This is a genomic window from Arcicella rigui, assembly GCF_034929435.1.
In the GTDB taxonomy this organism is placed as follows: Bacteria; Bacteroidota; Bacteroidia; order Cytophagales; family Spirosomataceae; genus Arcicella; species Arcicella rigui.
The window spans coordinates 13,758-31,926 of sequence record NZ_JAYFUM010000008.1 but is presented as its reverse complement, the minus strand read 5'-3'; the positions used below and the strand labels follow the sequence as shown (position 1 = coordinate 31,926).

The window sequence follows — 18,169 nt, the reverse complement described above, 5'->3', positions numbered from 1 at the left end:
ATAAAACATCGCTTAAACCGCAATTAAATGAATAAGCGTTAGTTAAGCCATCATTCTTCAAAATTTCAAATGTATGAATATAAGAAAACGCACACGAGAGCAATCGGAAGTAGAAACAGGGGCATTGGCAGACATACTTTTTTTCCTAATGATGTTCTTTTTGATGATTTCTACTTTGGCGAGTCCAGATGCTATTAAGCTTTTATTGCCCGAATCATCAACGGCACAACAAACAGCCACAAAAGAAAATATTCGTCTGACTGTGGACGAAAACAATAAGTATTTCGTAGATGACGTAGAAGTACCATTCGACCAATTGGAAACATATTTGGGCGAGGAAGCCAAAAAGAAAGGTTCTGAAACCGTAATTCTGAGAATTGCTAAAGATAGAACTGTACAAGATTTAACGGTTATTCACGACATCATCGCCCGATTGAATTTAGCAATGGTAATGGCAACCGATAAAATATAGTTGAACAGCCAATACATGAATTACTTACTTATCGCATTAAAATCAATAGCCGTTTACGCATTTATCGTAGCGGCTATTCGTTTATTTGGCAAAAAAGAACTTTCACAACTTTCTGTCATTGATTTGGTTTTTATCTTACTCATCTCCAATGCTGTACAGAACGCAATGGTTGGGGCAGATAGTACCCTTTTAGGTGGTTTTGCAGCCGCAGGCGGTTTATTTGTTACCAACTTTTTACTGAAAAAATTGATGTTCAATCATCAGTCAATCAGCAGAATGATTCAAGGTGAACCTTTAATGTTGATTTATAAAGGTAAAACAAAAGAACAAGCCTTGCTAAAATCAGGTTTAACTTTGGATGAGTTGAAAGCCGCTGTTCGTGAACACGGCGTAGAAGGTATCGAAAACGTAGATTTGGCAGTATTAGAAGTAGATGGCAATATTAGCGTTTTATCAAACGATTACGCTCAACGAACTTCAAAGAAGAGAAAAGCCCATAAATTTTTGTCAAAAAATGAGTGATTTTGAGATTTTATTCCATCATGTTTTTCATAATGATGATTTTGTGAAAATACTTGCTGCTACTTGTGTAGGAGCTTTGATTGGTCTTGAACGTGAATACAGAAGTAAATCAGCAGGCTTGCGTACTTTCACGCTGATTTCGGTCGGATGTACAATTTTTACCATTTTATCTGAAAAAATGGGCGATGGCGTTTCGCCCGACAGGATTGCCGCCAATGTCATCACTGGGATTGGTTTTTTGGGTGCAGGCGTAATTTTTAAGATGGATGACCGCATTAAAGGACTGACTACGGCTACGATTATTTGGGTGACGGCTTCGTTGGGAATGGCGATTGGCGATGGACATATTTTACTTTCGTTTCTTGGAACTACCGTAGTGTATATAGTACTTGGAGTTTTTGTGAAATTGGAAGTTTTGATGGGAAAGTTTGGACGCACCCATAATTACCGAATTGTTTGCGAGTACTCTCCAGATGTGTTTAAGCGTTTAGAGACTATTTTTGGACAATGCGACCTTGTTGCTAAAAGAGGCAAGCAGACCATTAATAAAAATGTATTAGTAAGTAACTGGTCAGTCCGTGGACGTTCAAATAAGCATGATAAATTAGTAAAAAAACTCTTGGCTGATGCTTCGGTGAAGGAATTGGAGTTTTAAATCGGGAGTGTTTACTTTTACTTTATGGTCATTCTATTTTACTTTAAAGGCGTTTAATTTTACTTTATTGCCATTCTAATTTACTTTGGAAGTGTTCACTTTTCCTTTATTGTCATTCTAATTTACTTTGGAGGCGTTCACTTTTACTTTATTGTCATTCTAATTTACTTTGGAGGCGTTAACTTTTACTTTATTGTCATTCAATTTAACAAATACTTTCATTGAAATATAGCCTATTTTGATGAATGAGTGATTCATTGATAATAATCTCCAAATCACTCATTCGCTAATTACTCAATAACTATACAAAAGCATTCAATACCAAAACGCCTACTAAACCTACCACCGCTACGATACTTTCCATCATTGACCAAGATTTAATGGTATTTTTAATACTTAAATTGAAATACTCTTTGAACAACCAGAAACCAGGGTCGTTTACATGAGAAAACATCAAGCTACCTACGCCAATCGCCAAAACCATCAAGTTAGGATTTACACCCGATTGTGCTACTAAAGGTGCCATAATTCCAGCGGCTGTTAGTCCAGCAACGGTAGCAGACCCCACACAAACACGAATGATTGCCGAAACTAACCAGCCCAAAATAAGTGGGTCGAGAGGTAAAGTTTTTAGGATAGTGGCAATATCATTACTTACGCCACTGTCGATTAATATCTGTTTTAATGCACCTGCTCCACCAATAATCAAGATAATCATCGAAACATCTTTAACCGCTTCCGTATAAGTGGACATAATAGATTTCATAGAAGTTCCCATATTTGTACCCAAAGTAAAGGTGGCAACAATTACCGAAATCAACATTACGATAGAAGGGTCAGAAACGAAAGCTCCAAATGATTTTAAAGATTCGCTGTCTTTCCAAATGGTAGCCATCAAAGTAGTGGAAGCTAATAAAATCACAGGAAGCAAAGAAGTCAAAAAGCTATTCAAACCACTGGGCAATTGGTCTTCTGAAAGCGTTTTACTTTGAAACGTTTCAAGAGGTTTTGAAGGAATATTTTTTAAAGTCATCGCAAATAAAGGCCCTGCAATTACGATTGTTGGAATGGCAATGATAATGCCATACACTAAAGTAAGTCCCATATTGGCGTTGAATTGGGCTACCAAGGCAGCAGGCGAGGGGTGAGGTGGTAAAAAACCATGTGCGACCGACAAAGAAGCCAACATCGGCAAGCCAATATAAACAGCAGGCAATTTATACTGATTAACCACCGAAAAAATCAATGGAATCATTAATACAAAGCCAACATTATAAAAAAGAGGAATACCAATGATGAAACCTGTACAAACCAAACCCCATTGGATGTATTTGACACCAAAAATTTTCATCATCACAGAAGCAATCTTCTGAGCTGCTCCGCTTTCGGCAACAATTTTACCGAGCATTGCACCCAGAGCAATGACGATTACCAAAGAACCGAGCATATCGCCAATACCTTTTTGTAAGGATTTCCCGATACTGCTCAAGGGAACACCAGTCGTAAGACCAGCGACTACCGATACAATTAAAAATGCTAAGAAAGGATTGAGTTTTCCCCAAGTAATCAGCAGGACTAAAAGCCCAATGCACATAAAAATAGTAAAGAGTGTCATTATTGTTAAAATTGGATAAGGTAAATAAGTGATAAACCTAAATATTTGGATTGTATAGTTTATCCTTTTTTGAAATAATTTTTATAAAAAAAGTATTTCTATTCTCTATCAAGCTTTTACTAAGAGAATGGAAATATTTGAGCAAATTTTACAATACATTCATTGAATCGCTAACAAAACTCAAACTTAACATGAAAAAGAAAAATTCTTTGTTTTTTTACTTATTCCTAAGCCTTGTAAGTACTACGCTTTTAGCACAGAAACCACAACAATTTACGTCGGGACTTACTCCAGAAAAAGTAGGGGTTTCGTCCGAACGATTGTCAAGAGTAGAAACTTTGATTTCACAAAAAATTGCTGAGAAGCGTATTCCGGGAGCAGTAGTCTTTGCGGCTCGTCACGGACAAATTGTAATGAACAAAGCCTTTGGTATGAACGATATTGAAGCCAATAAACCACTGAAAAATAATGATATTTTCAGAATGATGTCGATGTCGAAAGCCATTACTTCTATTGCGGTAATGATGTTGTACGAAGAAGGAAAGTTTAATTTAGATGACCCTATTTCTAAATTTATTCCTGCTTTCAAAAATTCACAAATTTTAGATAGCGTAAATCCAGCTGATAGTTCTTATACTGCTCATCCTGCCAAAAAAGAAATTACTATTCGTCATTTATTGACGCACACAGCTGGTATTCCGTATCAAAATAAAATTTATGAAAAGGCAAAAATACCTTTTTATTTTTCAGTAAAACCAGAAAAACTTTCTGAGACTATTCCACGCTTGGCGGCTTTACCTAAAATGCACGAACCGGGCGAGAAATTTACTTACGGCTTGAATACTGATGTACTCGGTTATTTTGTAGAAATAGTATCAGGAATGCCTTTTGATAAATTTTTAAAGCAAAGAATTTTTGAACCACTTCAAATGAACGATACAGGTTTTTATGTAGATGAAGCTAAAAAAGATCGTTTGGTAAAAGTATATCAAGAAGTAGGAGTGGAGGCTGGTATCAGCCCAAGACCTAAGAATGAATGGACAGAATACCCGCTTACTGGTGCAAAAACTTATTTTTCAGGCGGAGCAGGACTTACTTCAACGGCTCAGGATTATGCTAAAATTTGTCAGTTGATGCTGAATAATGGCGTTTTTAACAACAAAAGATTGTTAAGTAGAAAGACTGTTGAATTGATGACGATGAATCAAATTAATGAATTGACCGTTCGAGATGGAACAAATAAATTTGGTTTGGGCTTTGAAATTTTTACAGGAGAAGGCATTACTAAATTACCAGTTTCAGAAGGTGCTTATGGCTGGGGAGGAATGTATTATACACACTATATGATTGATCCTAAGGAAGATTTTATCATGGTTGTACTCTTTCAAGTGTTCCCAACAAAGGGCTGGGGCATAGAAAAACAAGTACAGCAATTACTCTATCAGTCAATTATTGACTAATTTGCTTGACATTTTAATAAGTAAATTCTATCTTTGCACCTCCATTACAAAATTTGATTTAAAACAAACAAATAATATGCTGATTATCAACATTAAAGAAAACGAGTCAATCGACAAAGCGTTAAAAAGATTCAAGAAAAAATTTGAAAAAACTGGCGTTGTAAAGCAACTTCGTAAGCGTGCGGCATTCGAAAAACCATCAATTGGTCGTCGTACAGAAATTATTCGTGCTACTTACAAGCAAAAAATGTACGGTAACGAAGAAGCATAGTTCATAGATTGATTTAATTTTCAAATAACATAAATATTTGTTATCAATTTAATCGTGAATTAAGCCGATAACCGTCAGCATCATATAGAAACGTCTGAATTACCTTTTGGTTTTTCAGACGTTTTTGTTTTTAGGGCTTTCTCCGTAACTTAATTGCAGATTTTCATTTCATCAATACTCCAGCAATCCAATGCCAGAAATTATCGAATTTTTCTTGAAGTACATCCAGTTTGAAAAAAGAAGTAGCGAACATACTTTAACGGCTTACCGTATTGATATGAAGCAGTTTACGGAGTATTTACAGAAATCTTACGATTTTTCACATCCTCAATTAGCAGATTTTCAGATGATTCGCTCTTGGATTGTTTCTATGGCTGAAAAGAAAGTAGAAAATAGGTCAATCAACAGAAAAATTGCGACGCTTAGAACTTTCTATAAATTTTTACTCAAGAAAAAAATTATAGAAAAAGACCCAATGTTTAAAGTATCAGCCCTAAAAACTGGGAAAAGTATTCCGTCTTTTGTGCGTGAAAGTGAATTGGATACGCTGTTAGATGATGTACAATTTTCAGAAGATTTTTCAGGGGTGCGTGATAAATTGGTTTTGGAGTTGTTGTACGGCACAGGAATGCGACTTTCAGAAATGATTAATTTGAAAGAACAAGATATTGATGCTTATAAAAGAGTGCTGATGGTTTTGGGAAAAAGAAATAAGCAAAGAGTGATTCCAATCAATGAACAATTATTATTATTGATTCAGCAGTACAAAGAATTTAAAATATCTGAGAAATTAGTCAATGAATACTTGATTGTGACTGATAAAGGTGAGCAATGTTATCCTGTGATGATTCAAAGGCTGACTAAGAAATATTTATCGTTAGTAACGACACTTACCAAAAAATCACCTCACATTTTACGACATTCTTATGCTACTCATTTGTTAAATAAAGGGGCAGATTTGAATGCCATTAAAGATTTGCTGGGTCATTCTTCTCTTTCGGCTACGCAGGTTTATACGCACAATTCAATGGAAAAGCTAAAGAAAATATATGAGCAGGCACATCCGAAAGCATAAAAAAGGGTTTGGCAATATTGTCAAACCCTTTTTTATGTTAATTACTTATAATCTTCGTCGTCATCGAATTTGAATTTATCCAAATCGAAAAGCGAATCTGTTAAATCTTTGAATTGAAGTCCTTTTTCAAGGTTCTTTTTAGAAATGATAGAGAATTCAGAAAGTCCGTGCAAGACAAATTCCATCATAAATAATTTTTCTCTTCCTTGAATGGCTGGATATACTTTTTCGATAAGTTCGTCCAGACCATCAATGGTTCTCAAACGTGCCGAGTATTCGCTGTCTGAACAATCATTTAAAATATCCATCACATTGCCATCCATAAACCAGTCGATAATTGGCTTATAAGGATTTTTACCAGCTTTGTCTTTCGCAACTTTCTTAATTTTTTCTGGGTCTGGAAAGAAGTTTAAGAATTGAGCTCTGATGGCTTTTCCAACCAAATTCTGAGCTACAATTACTGGTCCTTCAACTTCTCCTTCGTAAACCAATTCAACTTTACCACAAACCGCAGGAATTACGCCAATTAAATCGGCAACACGCACATAAGTTTTGTCTTCACCGTTGATTAAAGCTCTTCTTTCGGCAGCAGAAATTAGATTTTCATAAGCAGAAATGGTCATACGAGCTGAAACGCCTGATTTTGCATCAACATATTCAGATGAACGGGCTTCAATGGCAATTTGCTCAATCAAATCGTCCATGATGTGATTGGTCGTTACTAATTCTTCTTGTTCGCCTTTGAGTTTTGCTTCTTGCAAAGTAATCTTTTTCCCGATTTCTAAAGTTTTCGGATAGTGCGTTACAATCTGCGAATCAATACGGTCTTTCAAAGGCGTTACGATTGAACCACGATTGGTATAATCTTCTGGATTGGCAGTAAAAACGAATTGCAAATCTAAAGGCAAACGAATTTTAAAACCACGAATTTGTATGTCACCTTCTTGTAAAATGTTGAACAAAGAAACCTGAATACGTGCTTGTAAATCGGGCAATTCGTTAATCACAAAAATACAACGATGCGAGCGTGGAATCAATCCAAAATGCACTACTCTTTCATCTGAATATGGCAAGCGAAGCGTAGCGGCTTTAATTGGGTCGGCATCTCCAATCAAATCGGCTACTGACACGTCTGGCGTTGCTAATTTTTCAGTATAGCGGTCGCTACGGTGCATCCAAGTAACAGGCGTTAAGTCGCCATGTTCTTCGATTAAATCTTTGGCAAAACGAGAAAGTGGTTGCATCGGGTCGTCGTTCAGTTCCGAACCTTTCACCACGGGAATATACTCATCCAATAAATTCACCATCAAACGGGCAATACGAGTTTTCGCTTGTCCACGTAAACCCAGTAAGTTGATGTGATGTTGCGAAAGTATCGCTCTTTCAATATCTGGAATTACGGTGTCTTCGTAGCCCCAAATACCTTCAAAAACGTTTTCTTTGTTTCTAATTTTTACAATTAAATTATCTCTTAATTCATCTTTGATAGATTTTGGTTGATAGCCCGATGCTTTTAATTGACCGAGCGTGTGGATGTTTAAAAGTGCTGTTGAATCGATTGTTTTGTACGACATTATGCTTTTGTATCTTTTGTAAAAATTAAATTATTTCAAGTGAGAAAGATTCTTTTTGTTCAAAACGGCAGAGCCATAGCTTCGGTTGGCAATAAAACTTAGCACATCTCTATTTTGAATATTTTGTCCTTTCATTTTTAGTTTGATTACCTCTGAGGATGCTTCATTACTTTCAGTATAGTTTTCATCATCGTATGACTTTGAAACAAATAAATCTTTGGCAAATGGCTCGCCTTGAGCTCGGTAAGGTAAAATTTTTGCCTTTGCTTCGTGGTCGATACACTGTAAGTAGGCTTCGTGCTTGTCAGCAGCTATATAAATCGGTCTTAAATTCATGATTTCTGAATGTTTGATGGTTTAAGAATGCGATTATGGTAATTTGAAAATTTGATAATTTGAAAATGCTTCTTTTATCAATTATCAATTTTTTTTCTGATTTGCTTTTTACTTAACTGACACTTGTCAAGTAAAATGCTCAAATCTCACAGCTAAAAGCTAAATTACCTCACACCTTTCTTTCTATTTTTTTCATAATCTTCAAAAATGAACTCGCCGAGTCCTTTTAATGAAGAGTAATACGCTCTACCGTTATTTATCTTGGTGAATTCTTGTACAAATTCTTTTAGATATTGGTCACGAGCAATCATAAAAGTTGTTACTGGAATTTTTAATCGACGACATTGTGCCGCCAAGGTTAAAGTTTTGTTGAGAATTTTTTTATCTAAACCAAACGAGTTTTTATAATAACGAATACCTTCTTTCAAGCAAGTAGGTTTGCCGTCGGTTATCATAAAAATCTGTTTGTTTTTATTTTTTCTTCTTCTTAATAAATCCATTGCCAATTCCAAACCAGCCACAGTATTGGTATGATAAGGCCCAACTTCTAAGTAGGGCAAATCTCGTACTTGTATTTGCCAAGCATCATTTCCGAAAACAATTACGTCTAAAGTATCCTTTGGGTACTTCGTCATAATCAGTTCAGCCATTGCCATCGCTACTTTTTTGGCTGGCGTAATTCGGTCTTCTCCATACAGAATCATCGAGTGTGAAATATCAATCATCAAAACGGTTGAAGTTTGTGCTTTGTACTCTTTGTCAACGATTTCTAAATCGTTTTCAGTAAGCATAAAACTTTCAACGCCATTATTGATTTGGGCATTTCTGATAGATTCCGTCATCGCAATTTGGTCCATGGCATCGCCAAACTGAAATTCTCTGCGGTCGGTATTATTTTCGTCGCCAGTGCCTTGGTAGGGCGTTCTATGATTTCCGTTTGAACCTGTTTTCTTTAATTTACCGAAAATCTCATCCAAAGATTGCTTTCTGATACTTTGTTCGCCTTTTGAAGTAAGTATTTGTTCTTGTTCACCTTCTTCGTTTTTTTCTTCTTTAATATAGCCTTTGGCTTTTAAGTCTTCGATGAAGTCGGCAATTCCGTAAGATTCGTCTGTAAGATTATATTGTTTGTCTAAGGAAGTCAACCACGATAAAGCCTCTGAAACATTTCCAGCCGTCATGGTTACTAATTGATTAAAAATATCTAAAAGCTGGTCGAATTTGGCTTTTTTGCCATCTTCGGCTTCTTGTGGAATATATTCTGAGAAACGATAGCCAAGCATAATTGAATGGGATTGATGAGTATTGAGCGTAAATTTTTATGGCACAATATAAATATAAACAAAAAGTTGGAGGAATGGGTTTAGTTTTGGTTCAATATTAATCGTAAGAAAGCAAAAAATCCATACAATTAGCTTTCACTAAAAGTATGGATTTGAAGATTTTTATTAAAAAATATAATAATTTATAGCGTATTTGGTTTGTAAACCTTGATTACTCCGTCGTTTTCGCTACTTACAACTAATAAACTTTTTTGGATTGGGCTATTTTTAGCGGGAATAAACAATACGCCTTCTGGTGCGTCGCCACATTTTATAATTTGTAAGAAAACAGGGCTTGTAGGAACGCTTACATCATAAACTGCTACGGCATCTACTCTTTCCATGCCTACAAAAGCGACTTTTTTGTTTCCAACTTTACCGATAGTAATACCTTCTGGTTCGATAGACTTGTCATCACTTCTGGTATCATCGTAAACACCTGCGGCGATAATTTTAGTGTCTAATTCATTTTTGCTATCAAATAATAAATTTCCGTCATTTCCATTCCAAACACTGAATGAACGAGCCCCTAATGAGTATAGAAAATCATAGTCACCGTCGCCGTCAGTGTCTCCCAAAGTAGTTGTTACGTTTAATCTACCAGCTTTGGCAGTTTGAATAAAAGTAGCATCTGGGAAATTGGTAGGGTCTAATTTTAGCGAAGCTACTCTTTTAATTTCTGCAAAAGCATCATATTCTCTCGAATCGCCTTCGTTTGCAGTGAATAAATATGGGATTCCACCTTGTTCCATAAAGGCAATGGCATCAGGTTGATACATACCTTTTACATTCCATTTGGCAGGAGCAATTACATTATCTCTATCGCTAATATCAACGGCATTGGCATCAAGATTATAATCTTTGAAACCCAATGGAAAGATAGAAGTAATAGTTTTTGTTTCAATATTTAATTTTGCGATGGCATTATTTTCTTGGAGTGTCACCCAAGCCGTTTTTGAATCGTCTGAAACAGCGATGTATTCTGGTTCAATGTCTTTGGCAAAAGTGGCATTTAATCCAAAAATTCTTAAACCTTTAGCCATTAGAGCAGTCTGTTGAGTAGCAAAACTCGAAAAATCAATAGTATTTACTGTATAATTGTTATTAACAGCAATGATAGAAACAGAACCAACGGGGTCATTGGTGTAAGTAGCGTTCGGTTCACCTTCATTGGCAGTAAGAATATAATTTCCATCGGGCGTATAAGTAACCATATCTGGCAAAGCACCAACGTTCACTACTTTTACTTCTTTGTAGTCTGATGTATTAAAAACAACTACTTTACCATTCGCTTGTTTGTCCGATGCTTCTATTGCAGCGGCTAATTTACCATTCGATACCGATACGCTATTTACCGCACCGCCGTAAGGAGCCATGCTAATAGAACTGATTACTTGTAGTTTGGTTGGGTCGGCAAAATCGATGACATCAATTTTATTCACTGTTCCGTTGTTCACTACAAACAAACGTTTTGTTTGTGGGTCATAAGCGGAAATTTCGGCAGCACCAACATCGCCAATATCAAGTGTACCAATTTCAGCGAATGTGGCGGCATCTTCATTAACAAAGAACTCTTCTTCATCTTTACTGCAACTGAAGAAATATTGGGTAGCAAATAATAAACTAAGGATTAGTAATGATTTTTTCATGTTTTTTTTCTTGCAAAACTATATCCCGGTAGCTCAGTGCTTGTTAAGTCATCTTTAAGTTTAGATTAATTTGAAATTACCTAGAACGATTTCTAATCAATTCGATTACGTTTATTTAGACTATGTACAAATAAATATCCTTATTTATTTGTATTTAGTCTAAATAGTCTATACTTTTGTCGCATCAAAAAAGCAAAAGCGATTTTAAATGTGTAAATGCTTATAAGATATAGTCACAGATAAATTTTCGAATATTATTAACAACAGACCTCATTCTAAATAAATATCCTTACTCATATTTTTTTAACAGAATACTTAGAATAAGTCTAAATAAAAACAAAAAAATGAAAAACTCTATCAAACAGTTCAATCTAATTTTAATACTACTTATCAGTTCAAGTTTTACTGTATTCTCACAAACAGGAAGTATCAAAGGAAAGATTACTAATAAAGGCGGAGATGCACTTCAATTCGTAAACATCACGATTAAAAACACTAAACAAGGTACGATTTCAAATGAAGATGGAGAATTTTTACTAAAGAATGTAAAAGTTGGCGACCAAACTATTGTAATGCAATTTGTAGGTTTGAAAACCGTAGAAAGTAAAGTTAATGTAAAAGCAAACAGTACAAGTGAAGTAAGTTTTGCCTTAGAAGAAAGCTCAAGTGAATTGTCGGAAGTAACAGTAATGGGCGTACAATCGGCAAATGAAAAGACTGTAAACATTGGTAAAATTGCTATTAAACCAATGGATTTGCCACAAGCAGTAGCAACGATTGATAGAACAGTATTAGAACGCCAACAAGTATTACGCCTGAGCGATGCCTTGATGAACGCAAACGGCGTTTATATTATGGGAAATACAGGAGGTTATCAGGAAGAAATTGCGGGTCGTGGTTTTGCATTTGGTAGCTCAAATACTTTCAAAAACGGAGCAAGATATTTTAATGGTACTTTACCAGAAATGTCTTCAATCGAAAAAGTAGAAATTATGAAAGGAAGTACCGCTATTTTATTTGGTAACGTAGCCGCTGGTGGTATTTTGAACTTGGTAACGAAAAAACCAAAATTTGAATCAGGTGGTTCTGTTTCGATGCGTTTGGGTTCGTACAATTTTTATAAACCAACTGTGGATTTGTACGGCTCGGTACTTGGTAGCAAAAAAGTAGCGTATCGTATCAATGGTACTTATGAAAATGGGGAAAGTTTCCGTGAGAATGTAAATTCTGAAAGAGTGTATGTGAATCCATCTTTGCTTTTCAAATTGAGCGATAAAACTGAAATCATTTTGGAAGGTGATTATATGAAAGACCGTAGAACGGCTGACTTTGGAATCGGAGCAATCAATTATGTCATTACAGGCTTACCACGTGAGAAATTCTTAGGCGTGAAATGGTCATACTTCGATATTAAACAACAAACTGCCAACGTTACGGTTAATCACCAAATCAGTAACAACTGGAAAATCTCAGGAACGGCAGCTTACAGAGCTTACCAAAGCGAATTATTTGCAACAACTCGTCCTACTTCTATCGCAACAAACGGAACATTAGTAAGAAGTATTCAGCGTTCGGAAGTTGATGAAAAATATTTGATGGGACAAATTGATTTAACTGGTCAGTTCAAAACAGGGAAAATCGCTCATAATGTGTTGATTGGTTCTGATGTGGATAGCTATGATACCAAAACGACTGCTTATACATCGGCTGTTTATGATACCATCAATGTTTTTAGCGAAACAATCGTTGACAAACGTAGCGACAGACCTACTTTAGCAGTAAACACCATTACAACTGCACCAGTGAATCGTTTCGGAGTTTATGCACAAGATTTAGTAAGTATTTCAGATAAAATCAAGTTTTTAGCAGGTTTACGTTATAGCTATCAAGAAACAAAAAGTTCAGCTTTAGCAGTTAGAACAAACGTAACAACTGAATCATCTGCTTATGACGACGCTTTTTCACCACGTTTAGGTTTGGTGTATCAGCCTAACAAGAAAATGGCTTTCTTCAGTAGCTACTCAAATTCATTTACCTTAAATACTGGAGTTGATATTTATGGAAGTGCTTTGAAACCTTCCTTGATAGACCAAGTAGAATTAGGAATGAAAAACGAATTATTCAACGGTTTACTTTCTGCAAACATTACGGTTTATCAAATCAAAAACAGCAATTTAGCCCAAACTGCTTTATTCGATAAAGATGGAAAAGCAAACAGCAATACTAACATCAGAGAATTGGCAGGCGAAGTAACAAGCCAAGGAGTTGAAGTAGATATTAAAAGTAAGCCATTTTTAGGATTCTCGTTATTGGCAGGTTATAGCTACAACGAAACAAAATACACTAAAAGTAATATTTACATTGTTGGAAGTTTATTGAGATACAATCCAAACCATACAGCCAATGCAAGTATTTACTATACTTTCTCTGATACAAAATTGAAAGGTTTAAATCTTGGCTTAACAGCGATGTATTTTGGAGAAAGAATGGCAGGTCGCTCTACAAGATTAACCGTTGCAAACGATGCTTTCAAATTGATTCAAGTAAATCCATATACACAAATTGACGCAAGCGTTGGATATAACTTCAAAAAATATTCAATCAGAGGAAAAGTATCAAACATCTTGAATGAATTGAGTTATAATATTCATGATGACAACTCTGTAAATCCTATCGCACCAAGAATGGTTTCCCTTACATTAGCTTATAAATGGTAATTTTTTATCAGTCAGTATTTATTACAAAGGCTTCGTACATTGTGCGGAGCTTTTTTTATGGAATCGTTTTATTGATAATTCGCAAATAGAAATGGCGAATAAGTATTTTTATTGCTTAATTATCAGTTACTTAATAAAATATAAGTTTCACAGAAATGATATTTTTTCTTTAGAAAATACGACTAAATTTTCAAATTTTCCTTTTTGTAAAAGACTTTACATTCACCATATTCTCTGGATAAAAACCATTGTTGGGCATAAATTAGATGAAATATTAAAAAGTTTAATGATAAATCTAAGTAAGAATCTGTTCGTTATTCTTTAAAACCAGTAGAGTATTGGTATATTTGCCGTTCATAAAATTAATAAATACAAAACCTGCTGTTGTAAAGCAGTCTGAGTGAAAAAAATCTTTGTGATGAACCTTCGCTCGTTCAATCAAACATTATGAAAGTATTAAAATTTGGAGGAACTTCTTGCGGTACTACTGAAAGTATCCAAGCAGTATTAGGGATTATCAAAGGCAAACAAGCTAAAGGTGAAAAAATTGCAGCCGTGTTTTCGGCAATGGGTGGCGTAACCAACCAATTGTTGAAAGCAGGAGATTTAGCTTCTACGGGTGATACATCTTACTTCGACATTGTAAAAGGTATTGAAGACCGTCATTTCACAGTTGTACGTGCATTAATTGACGTAAAAGCCCAGTCGAAAGTATTTGCCAACATTCGTACCATTATTAATGAATTAGAAGATTTACTGAAAGGTGTTTCTTTGATTCGTGAAATCTCAGCTCGAACATCCGACTTAATTGTGAGTTTCGGGGAAAGACTTTCAACGACATTGATTTATGAAATACTTCATGCACAAGGCGTAGATTGTCAGTTTTTAGATGCCAGAAAAGTAGTTAGAACTGATGCTCACTTTGGCATGGCAGCCGTAAATTTTGAAGTAACCAATCGCCAGATTCAGACATATTTTGCCAAAACAAAATCACTTCAATTGATTACCGGTTTTATTGGTTCAACTGAAAAAGGAGAAACGACAACTTTAGGGCGTGGAGGTTCTGATTATACAGGTTCGATTTTCGGAGCAGCACTGAATGCTGAAGAAATTGAAATCTGGACAGATGTAGATGGTATGATGACTGCCGACCCACGCAAAGTAAAAAACGCCTTTACCATTCCAACGATTACTTATGCAGAGGCAATGGAATTGACACACTTCGGGGCGAAAGTAATTTATCCGCCGTCGTTGCAGCCAGCATTTGCTAAAAATATACCGATTAGAGTACTCAATACTTTTAATACCGATTTTATCGGAACAGTTGTAAATCGTACAGCCGAACCATCAGAATACATCATTACAGGCATCAGCTCAATTGATAATTTAGCTTTGGTCAATTTACAAGGTTCTGGGATGATTGGTGTAGCAGGTGTTTCAGCGAAGCTATTTACTGTTTTAGCAAAACATAAAATTTCGGTGATTTTGATTTCTCAAGCCTCATCCGAACACTCTATTTGTTTTGCGATTGAGCCATCGGCTTCAGCTTCAGTAAAAGCATTATTAGAAGAAGAATTCAAAGCAGAAATTGCAGAAGGAGATGTAGAAGGCATTGAAATTCAAGAGAATCTTTCAGTAATTGCCGTTGTGGGTGAAGGAATGCGTCGTCATACAGGCGTAAGTGGTAAATTATTCTCAGTTTTAGGGAAAAACGGTATCAATATCGTTGCCACAGCACAAGGTTCATCTGAGTTGAATATTTCTGTGGTAATTGAAAAGAAAGATATTTCAAAAGCCCTTAATGTTATTCATGATTCTTTCTTCTTCTCGCAAGCCAAAACTTTGAATTTATTCTTGGTAGGAACAGGCTTGATAGGAAAAGCATTGTTGGAACAACTAAAAGGACAGGAAAATTATCTTTCAAAATACAAAGCTCTGAAAGTGAACTTGGTAGGAGTGATGAACTCTAAGAAAATGCTGATAGATGCTAAAGGCATTTCGATGGAAAATTGGGAAGAAGAGCGTGATTCAAAGGGTAAAACAGCAGAAATTTGGGCATTTGTTGAAGAAGCAAAACGCTTGAACTTACCTAATTCTGTTTTTGCAGATTGTACAGCGAATAAAGAAATTCACAATTATTACTTAGGGCTTTTTGAAGCGAATATTTCGGTAGTAACACCAAACAAAGTAGCCAATTCTGGTCGTTATGAAGACTACGCTTTACTTCATCGCACAGCTTTGAAAAAAGGCGTAAAGTTTTTGTATGAAACCAATGTAGGTGCAGGTTTGCCAGTTATCAATACTTTACAAGGTTTGATTGCCTCAGGCGATAGATTTGAGAAAATTGAAGGCGTACTTTCAGGAACTTTATCATATATTTTCAATAATTTTAAAGCAGGCGTAAAATTTGCCGACATCGTTCGTGAAGCCAAAGTAAAAGGTTACACCGAACCAGACCCACGTGAAGATTTAAGTGGAATGGATGTTGCCAGAAAGATTTTGATTTTAGGTCGTGAAATTGGTTTACGTCTCGAACCAGAAGATGTAGAAATCTTCAAATTATTGCCAGAAAATTGCGAAAAAGCACCAACCGTAGAAGATTTCTTCAAAGAATTAGAAGTATCTAATAGTTATTTTGAAGCGATGGTGAACGAAGCCGAAGCCAAAGGCGAAGTATTGAGATTTATTGCCACTTTAGAAAATAATAAAATTACGATAGGTGTAAGAAGTATCGGGAAAACGCATCCCTTCTACATGATGGACGGTGCCGACAACGTGATTTCATTCACCACAAAACGCTACCACGACCGTCCTTTGGTCATCAAAGGCCCCGGTGCTGGAGCAGAAGTAACCGCTTCAGGTGTATTTGCTGATATTGTGGCTATTGGGAGTTATTTAGCTTAGTTACAGTTAAAACCTTACGATTATGAACCTTATTTTAGAAAATGTTCAGCCCAAACACATTTCGTTGATTCAAGAATTAGCGAAGACTTTGCACTTTCAAGTAAAGGAAGACAACAGTATTAAGAAGAGTAAAAAGAAACTTAGTACTCAGCAAAAAGAGTTTGTTGAAGACTTAAAAGAGGCATTGACTCAAGTAGATTTGCATCAACAAGGAAAGATTGAGTTGCAGACTTTTGATGAGATGATGAATGAGCTTTAACATTATTCCCACTTCAAATTTCTTTAGAAAAGCCAAAAAGCTTTCTAAGAAATATGTTTCTTTCAAATCAGACTTAATGAATTTGAAAGAACAACTTCTGGAGAATCCTTTAGTGGGTACTTCGATTGGAAAGGATTGCTACAAAATTAGAATGTCAATTGCTTCTAAAGGAAAAGGTAAATCAGGTGGTGCAAGAGTAATTACTTGTGTGAAAATTGTAAATGAAACTATTTATCTCTTGACTATTTATGATAAAAGTGAACAAGAGAATATTAATGATAATGAATTAGATGAGCTTTTAAAGCAAGCTGGTCTTTGATTATATGACAAATTCAATAAAAGTATTTGCACCAGCTACGGTAGCTAATGTGGCTTGTGGTTTTGATATTTTCGGTTTTGCGGTTGATAACCCTGGCGATGAAATCATATTAAGAAAATCTGATACAAAAGGTGTCAAAATTTTAAAAATTGAGGGTGACGAAGGTCGTTTGCCTTTGGCAGCTGAGAAGAATACGGCTGGTATTGCCATCATCAAGTTTTTGGAAGCTATTGGCGAAACTGGTCAAGGTTTTGAGATGGAGCTTAAAAAGCTAATGCCTCTTGGCTCTGGTTTGGGTTCATCGGCGGCTTCGGCGGTGGCAGGAGTTTTTGCGGCGAATGAATTATTGGGAAAACCTTTGGCTCAAAAAGATTTATTACCCTTTGCTATGGAAGGCGAGTTTATCGCTTGTGGTTCGGCTCATGCGGATAATGTTGGGCCAAGTTTGATGGGCGGTTTTGTGGTAATTCGTTCTTATGACCCATTGGATATTATTCAATTGCGTACTCCGAAAGAACTTTATGCGACTATCGTTCATCCGCACATTGAAGTAAATACCAAAGACGCTCGTAATATTTTGAAAAGAGAAATTTCTTTAAAAAATACCATTACTCAAATGGGAAATGTAGCGGGTTTAGTAGCTGGTTTTATGTTGCCCGACTATGATTTGATTTCAAGAAGTTTGGTCGATGTTATCATCGAACCAATTCGCTCGATTTTGATTCCACAGTTTGATGATGTGAAAAATGCAGCATTAGAAAACGGTGCTTTAGGCTGTTCAATCTCTGGTTCTGGGCCTTCGATGTTTGCACTGTCGAAAGATTTATTTACAGCCAATAGAGTGGGTAAAGCCATGCAAGATGGTTTTGCCAAAGTTGGTATCGGTTCAGAATGTTATGTTTCTGGAATAAATCAAGCTGGCCCTGTTGTATTAGGTTAGACTTGCTATTTTCAGTATAATCCATTAATTTAGTTTATGAATATGAAGTTTAGAGAATCTTTTCTAAGCTTTATATTCA

General features: G+C 35.7%; 16 protein-coding genes. 11 read left to right on the top strand and 5 right to left on the bottom strand.

All coding sequences use genetic code 11. The annotated features are described in order from the left end of the window. The first annotated feature begins 73 nt into the window (after window positions 1-73). From VB248_RS07670 to VB248_RS07660, 3 genes are read left to right on the top strand one after another with little or no spacing between them, the layout of a single operon-like run. Window positions 74-472, top strand: a complete 399-nt coding sequence (locus VB248_RS07670) for an ExbD/TolR family protein (protein WP_323296169.1) — start codon at window positions 74-76, stop codon at window positions 470-472. A 15-nt stretch (window positions 473-487) separates the two neighbouring features. Next, window positions 488-994, top strand: a complete 507-nt coding sequence (locus VB248_RS07665) for a DUF421 domain-containing protein (RefSeq protein WP_323296168.1) — start codon at window positions 488-490, stop codon at window positions 992-994. Then, complete coding sequence (locus VB248_RS07660; RefSeq protein ID WP_323296167.1) at window positions 987-1,649, top strand: MgtC/SapB family protein; 663 nt, start codon at window positions 987-989, stop codon at window positions 1,647-1,649. Before VB248_RS07665 ends, VB248_RS07660 begins: the two co-directional genes overlap by 8 nt. 301 nt (window positions 1,650-1,950) lie before the next feature. On the opposite strand, the gene VB248_RS07655 is transcribed toward VB248_RS07660, so the two are convergent. Further along, a complete protein-coding gene (locus VB248_RS07655; protein ID WP_323296166.1) occupies window positions 1,951-3,264 on the bottom strand; it encodes a gluconate:H+ symporter in 1,314 nt (437 codons plus the stop codon). 191 nt (window positions 3,265-3,455) lie between these two features. Between VB248_RS07655 and VB248_RS07650 the strand changes: the two genes are divergently transcribed. From VB248_RS07650 to VB248_RS07640, 3 genes are all read left to right on the top strand, one after another. Further along, a complete protein-coding gene (locus VB248_RS07650; RefSeq protein WP_323296165.1) occupies window positions 3,456-4,724 on the top strand; it encodes a serine hydrolase domain-containing protein in 1,269 nt (422 codons plus the stop codon). 76 nt (window positions 4,725-4,800) lie between these two features. Continuing rightward, window positions 4,801-4,995, top strand: a complete 195-nt coding sequence (rpsU, locus tag VB248_RS07645) for a 30S ribosomal protein S21 (protein ID WP_323296164.1) — start codon at window positions 4,801-4,803, stop codon at window positions 4,993-4,995. Window positions 4,996-5,185: 190 nt separating this feature from the next. Then, the gene (locus tag VB248_RS07640) at window positions 5,186-6,070 is read left to right on the top strand and encodes a tyrosine-type recombinase/integrase (protein ID WP_323296163.1); all 885 of its coding nucleotides are present in this window, start codon (window positions 5,186-5,188) and stop codon (window positions 6,068-6,070) included. Between the two features lie 41 nt (window positions 6,071-6,111). Here the strand turns inward: VB248_RS07640 and VB248_RS07635 are convergent, their stop codons facing one another. From VB248_RS07635 to VB248_RS07620, 4 genes are all read right to left on the bottom strand, one after another. After that, window positions 6,112-7,644: a MoxR family ATPase gene (locus VB248_RS07635; protein WP_323296162.1), complete on the bottom strand. Its 1,533-nt coding sequence runs from the start codon at window positions 7,642-7,644 to the stop codon at window positions 6,112-6,114. Window positions 7,645-7,674: 30 nt separating this feature from the next. Next, entirely contained in the window at window positions 7,675-7,980 is a 306-nt protein-coding gene (locus tag VB248_RS07630; protein ID WP_323296161.1) for a hypothetical protein, read from the bottom strand. Between the two features lie 164 nt (window positions 7,981-8,144). After that, window positions 8,145-9,263: a vWA domain-containing protein gene (locus VB248_RS07625; RefSeq protein WP_323296160.1), complete on the bottom strand. Its 1,119-nt coding sequence runs from the start codon at window positions 9,261-9,263 to the stop codon at window positions 8,145-8,147. A 182-nt stretch (window positions 9,264-9,445) separates the two neighbouring features. Further along, window positions 9,446-10,951 (bottom strand): choice-of-anchor I family protein, encoded by a 1,506-nt coding sequence (locus VB248_RS07620; RefSeq protein WP_323296159.1) that lies wholly within the window; start codon window positions 10,949-10,951, stop codon window positions 9,446-9,448. Between the two features lie 344 nt (window positions 10,952-11,295). Here VB248_RS07620 and VB248_RS07615 point away from each other — a divergent pair, with 344 nt between their 5' ends. The 5 genes from VB248_RS07615 (at window position 11,296) to VB248_RS07595 (ending at window position 18,090) form a co-directional block, all read left to right on the top strand. After that, on the top strand, window positions 11,296-13,668 hold the full coding sequence (locus VB248_RS07615; protein ID WP_323296158.1) for a TonB-dependent receptor: 2,373 nt from the start codon (window positions 11,296-11,298) through the stop codon (window positions 13,666-13,668). A gap of 447 nt (window positions 13,669-14,115) precedes the next feature. Beyond that, the gene (thrA, locus tag VB248_RS07610) at window positions 14,116-16,572 is read left to right on the top strand and encodes a bifunctional aspartate kinase/homoserine dehydrogenase I (RefSeq protein ID WP_323296157.1); all 2,457 of its coding nucleotides are present in this window, start codon (window positions 14,116-14,118) and stop codon (window positions 16,570-16,572) included. Window positions 16,573-16,594: 22 nt separating this feature from the next. Then, on the top strand, window positions 16,595-16,831 hold the full coding sequence (locus VB248_RS07605) for a hypothetical protein (RefSeq protein ID WP_323296156.1): 237 nt from the start codon (window positions 16,595-16,597) through the stop codon (window positions 16,829-16,831). Then, window positions 16,821-17,150: a type II toxin-antitoxin system RelE/ParE family toxin gene (locus VB248_RS07600; RefSeq protein WP_323296155.1), complete on the top strand. Its 330-nt coding sequence runs from the start codon at window positions 16,821-16,823 to the stop codon at window positions 17,148-17,150. Before VB248_RS07605 ends, VB248_RS07600 begins: the two co-directional genes overlap by 11 nt. A 4-nt stretch (window positions 17,151-17,154) precedes the next feature. Continuing rightward, the gene (locus VB248_RS07595) at window positions 17,155-18,090 is read left to right on the top strand and encodes a homoserine kinase (protein WP_323296154.1); all 936 of its coding nucleotides are present in this window, start codon (window positions 17,155-17,157) and stop codon (window positions 18,088-18,090) included. Window positions 18,091-18,169 lie beyond the last annotated feature (79 nt).

Coding starts and splice junctions, on each gene's coding strand:
- VB248_RS07670 (WP_323296169.1), top strand. CDS start 74: ATGAATATAAGAAAACGCACACGAGAGCAATCGGAAGTAGAAACAGGG.
- VB248_RS07665 (WP_323296168.1), top strand. CDS start 488: ATGAATTACTTACTTATCGCATTAAAATCAATAGCCGTTTACGCATTT.
- VB248_RS07660 (WP_323296167.1), top strand. CDS start 987: ATGAGTGATTTTGAGATTTTATTCCATCATGTTTTTCATAATGATGAT.
- VB248_RS07655 (WP_323296166.1), bottom strand. CDS start 3,264: ATGACACTCTTTACTATTTTTATGTGCATTGGGCTTTTAGTCCTGCTG.
- VB248_RS07650 (WP_323296165.1), top strand. CDS start 3,456: ATGAAAAAGAAAAATTCTTTGTTTTTTTACTTATTCCTAAGCCTTGTA.
- rpsU (WP_323296164.1), top strand. CDS start 4,801: ATGCTGATTATCAACATTAAAGAAAACGAGTCAATCGACAAAGCGTTA.
- VB248_RS07640 (WP_323296163.1), top strand. CDS start 5,186: ATGCCAGAAATTATCGAATTTTTCTTGAAGTACATCCAGTTTGAAAAA.
- VB248_RS07635 (WP_323296162.1), bottom strand. CDS start 7,644: ATGTCGTACAAAACAATCGATTCAACAGCACTTTTAAACATCCACACG.
- VB248_RS07630 (WP_323296161.1), bottom strand. CDS start 7,980: ATGAATTTAAGACCGATTTATATAGCTGCTGACAAGCACGAAGCCTAC.
- VB248_RS07625 (WP_323296160.1), bottom strand. CDS start 9,263: ATGCTTGGCTATCGTTTCTCAGAATATATTCCACAAGAAGCCGAAGAT.
- VB248_RS07620 (WP_323296159.1), bottom strand. CDS start 10,951: ATGAAAAAATCATTACTAATCCTTAGTTTATTATTTGCTACCCAATAT.
- VB248_RS07615 (WP_323296158.1), top strand. CDS start 11,296: ATGAAAAACTCTATCAAACAGTTCAATCTAATTTTAATACTACTTATC.
- thrA (WP_323296157.1), top strand. CDS start 14,116: ATGAAAGTATTAAAATTTGGAGGAACTTCTTGCGGTACTACTGAAAGT.
- VB248_RS07605 (WP_323296156.1), top strand. CDS start 16,595: ATGAACCTTATTTTAGAAAATGTTCAGCCCAAACACATTTCGTTGATT.
- VB248_RS07600 (WP_323296155.1), top strand. CDS start 16,821: ATGAGCTTTAACATTATTCCCACTTCAAATTTCTTTAGAAAAGCCAAA.
- VB248_RS07595 (WP_323296154.1), top strand. CDS start 17,155: ATGACAAATTCAATAAAAGTATTTGCACCAGCTACGGTAGCTAATGTG.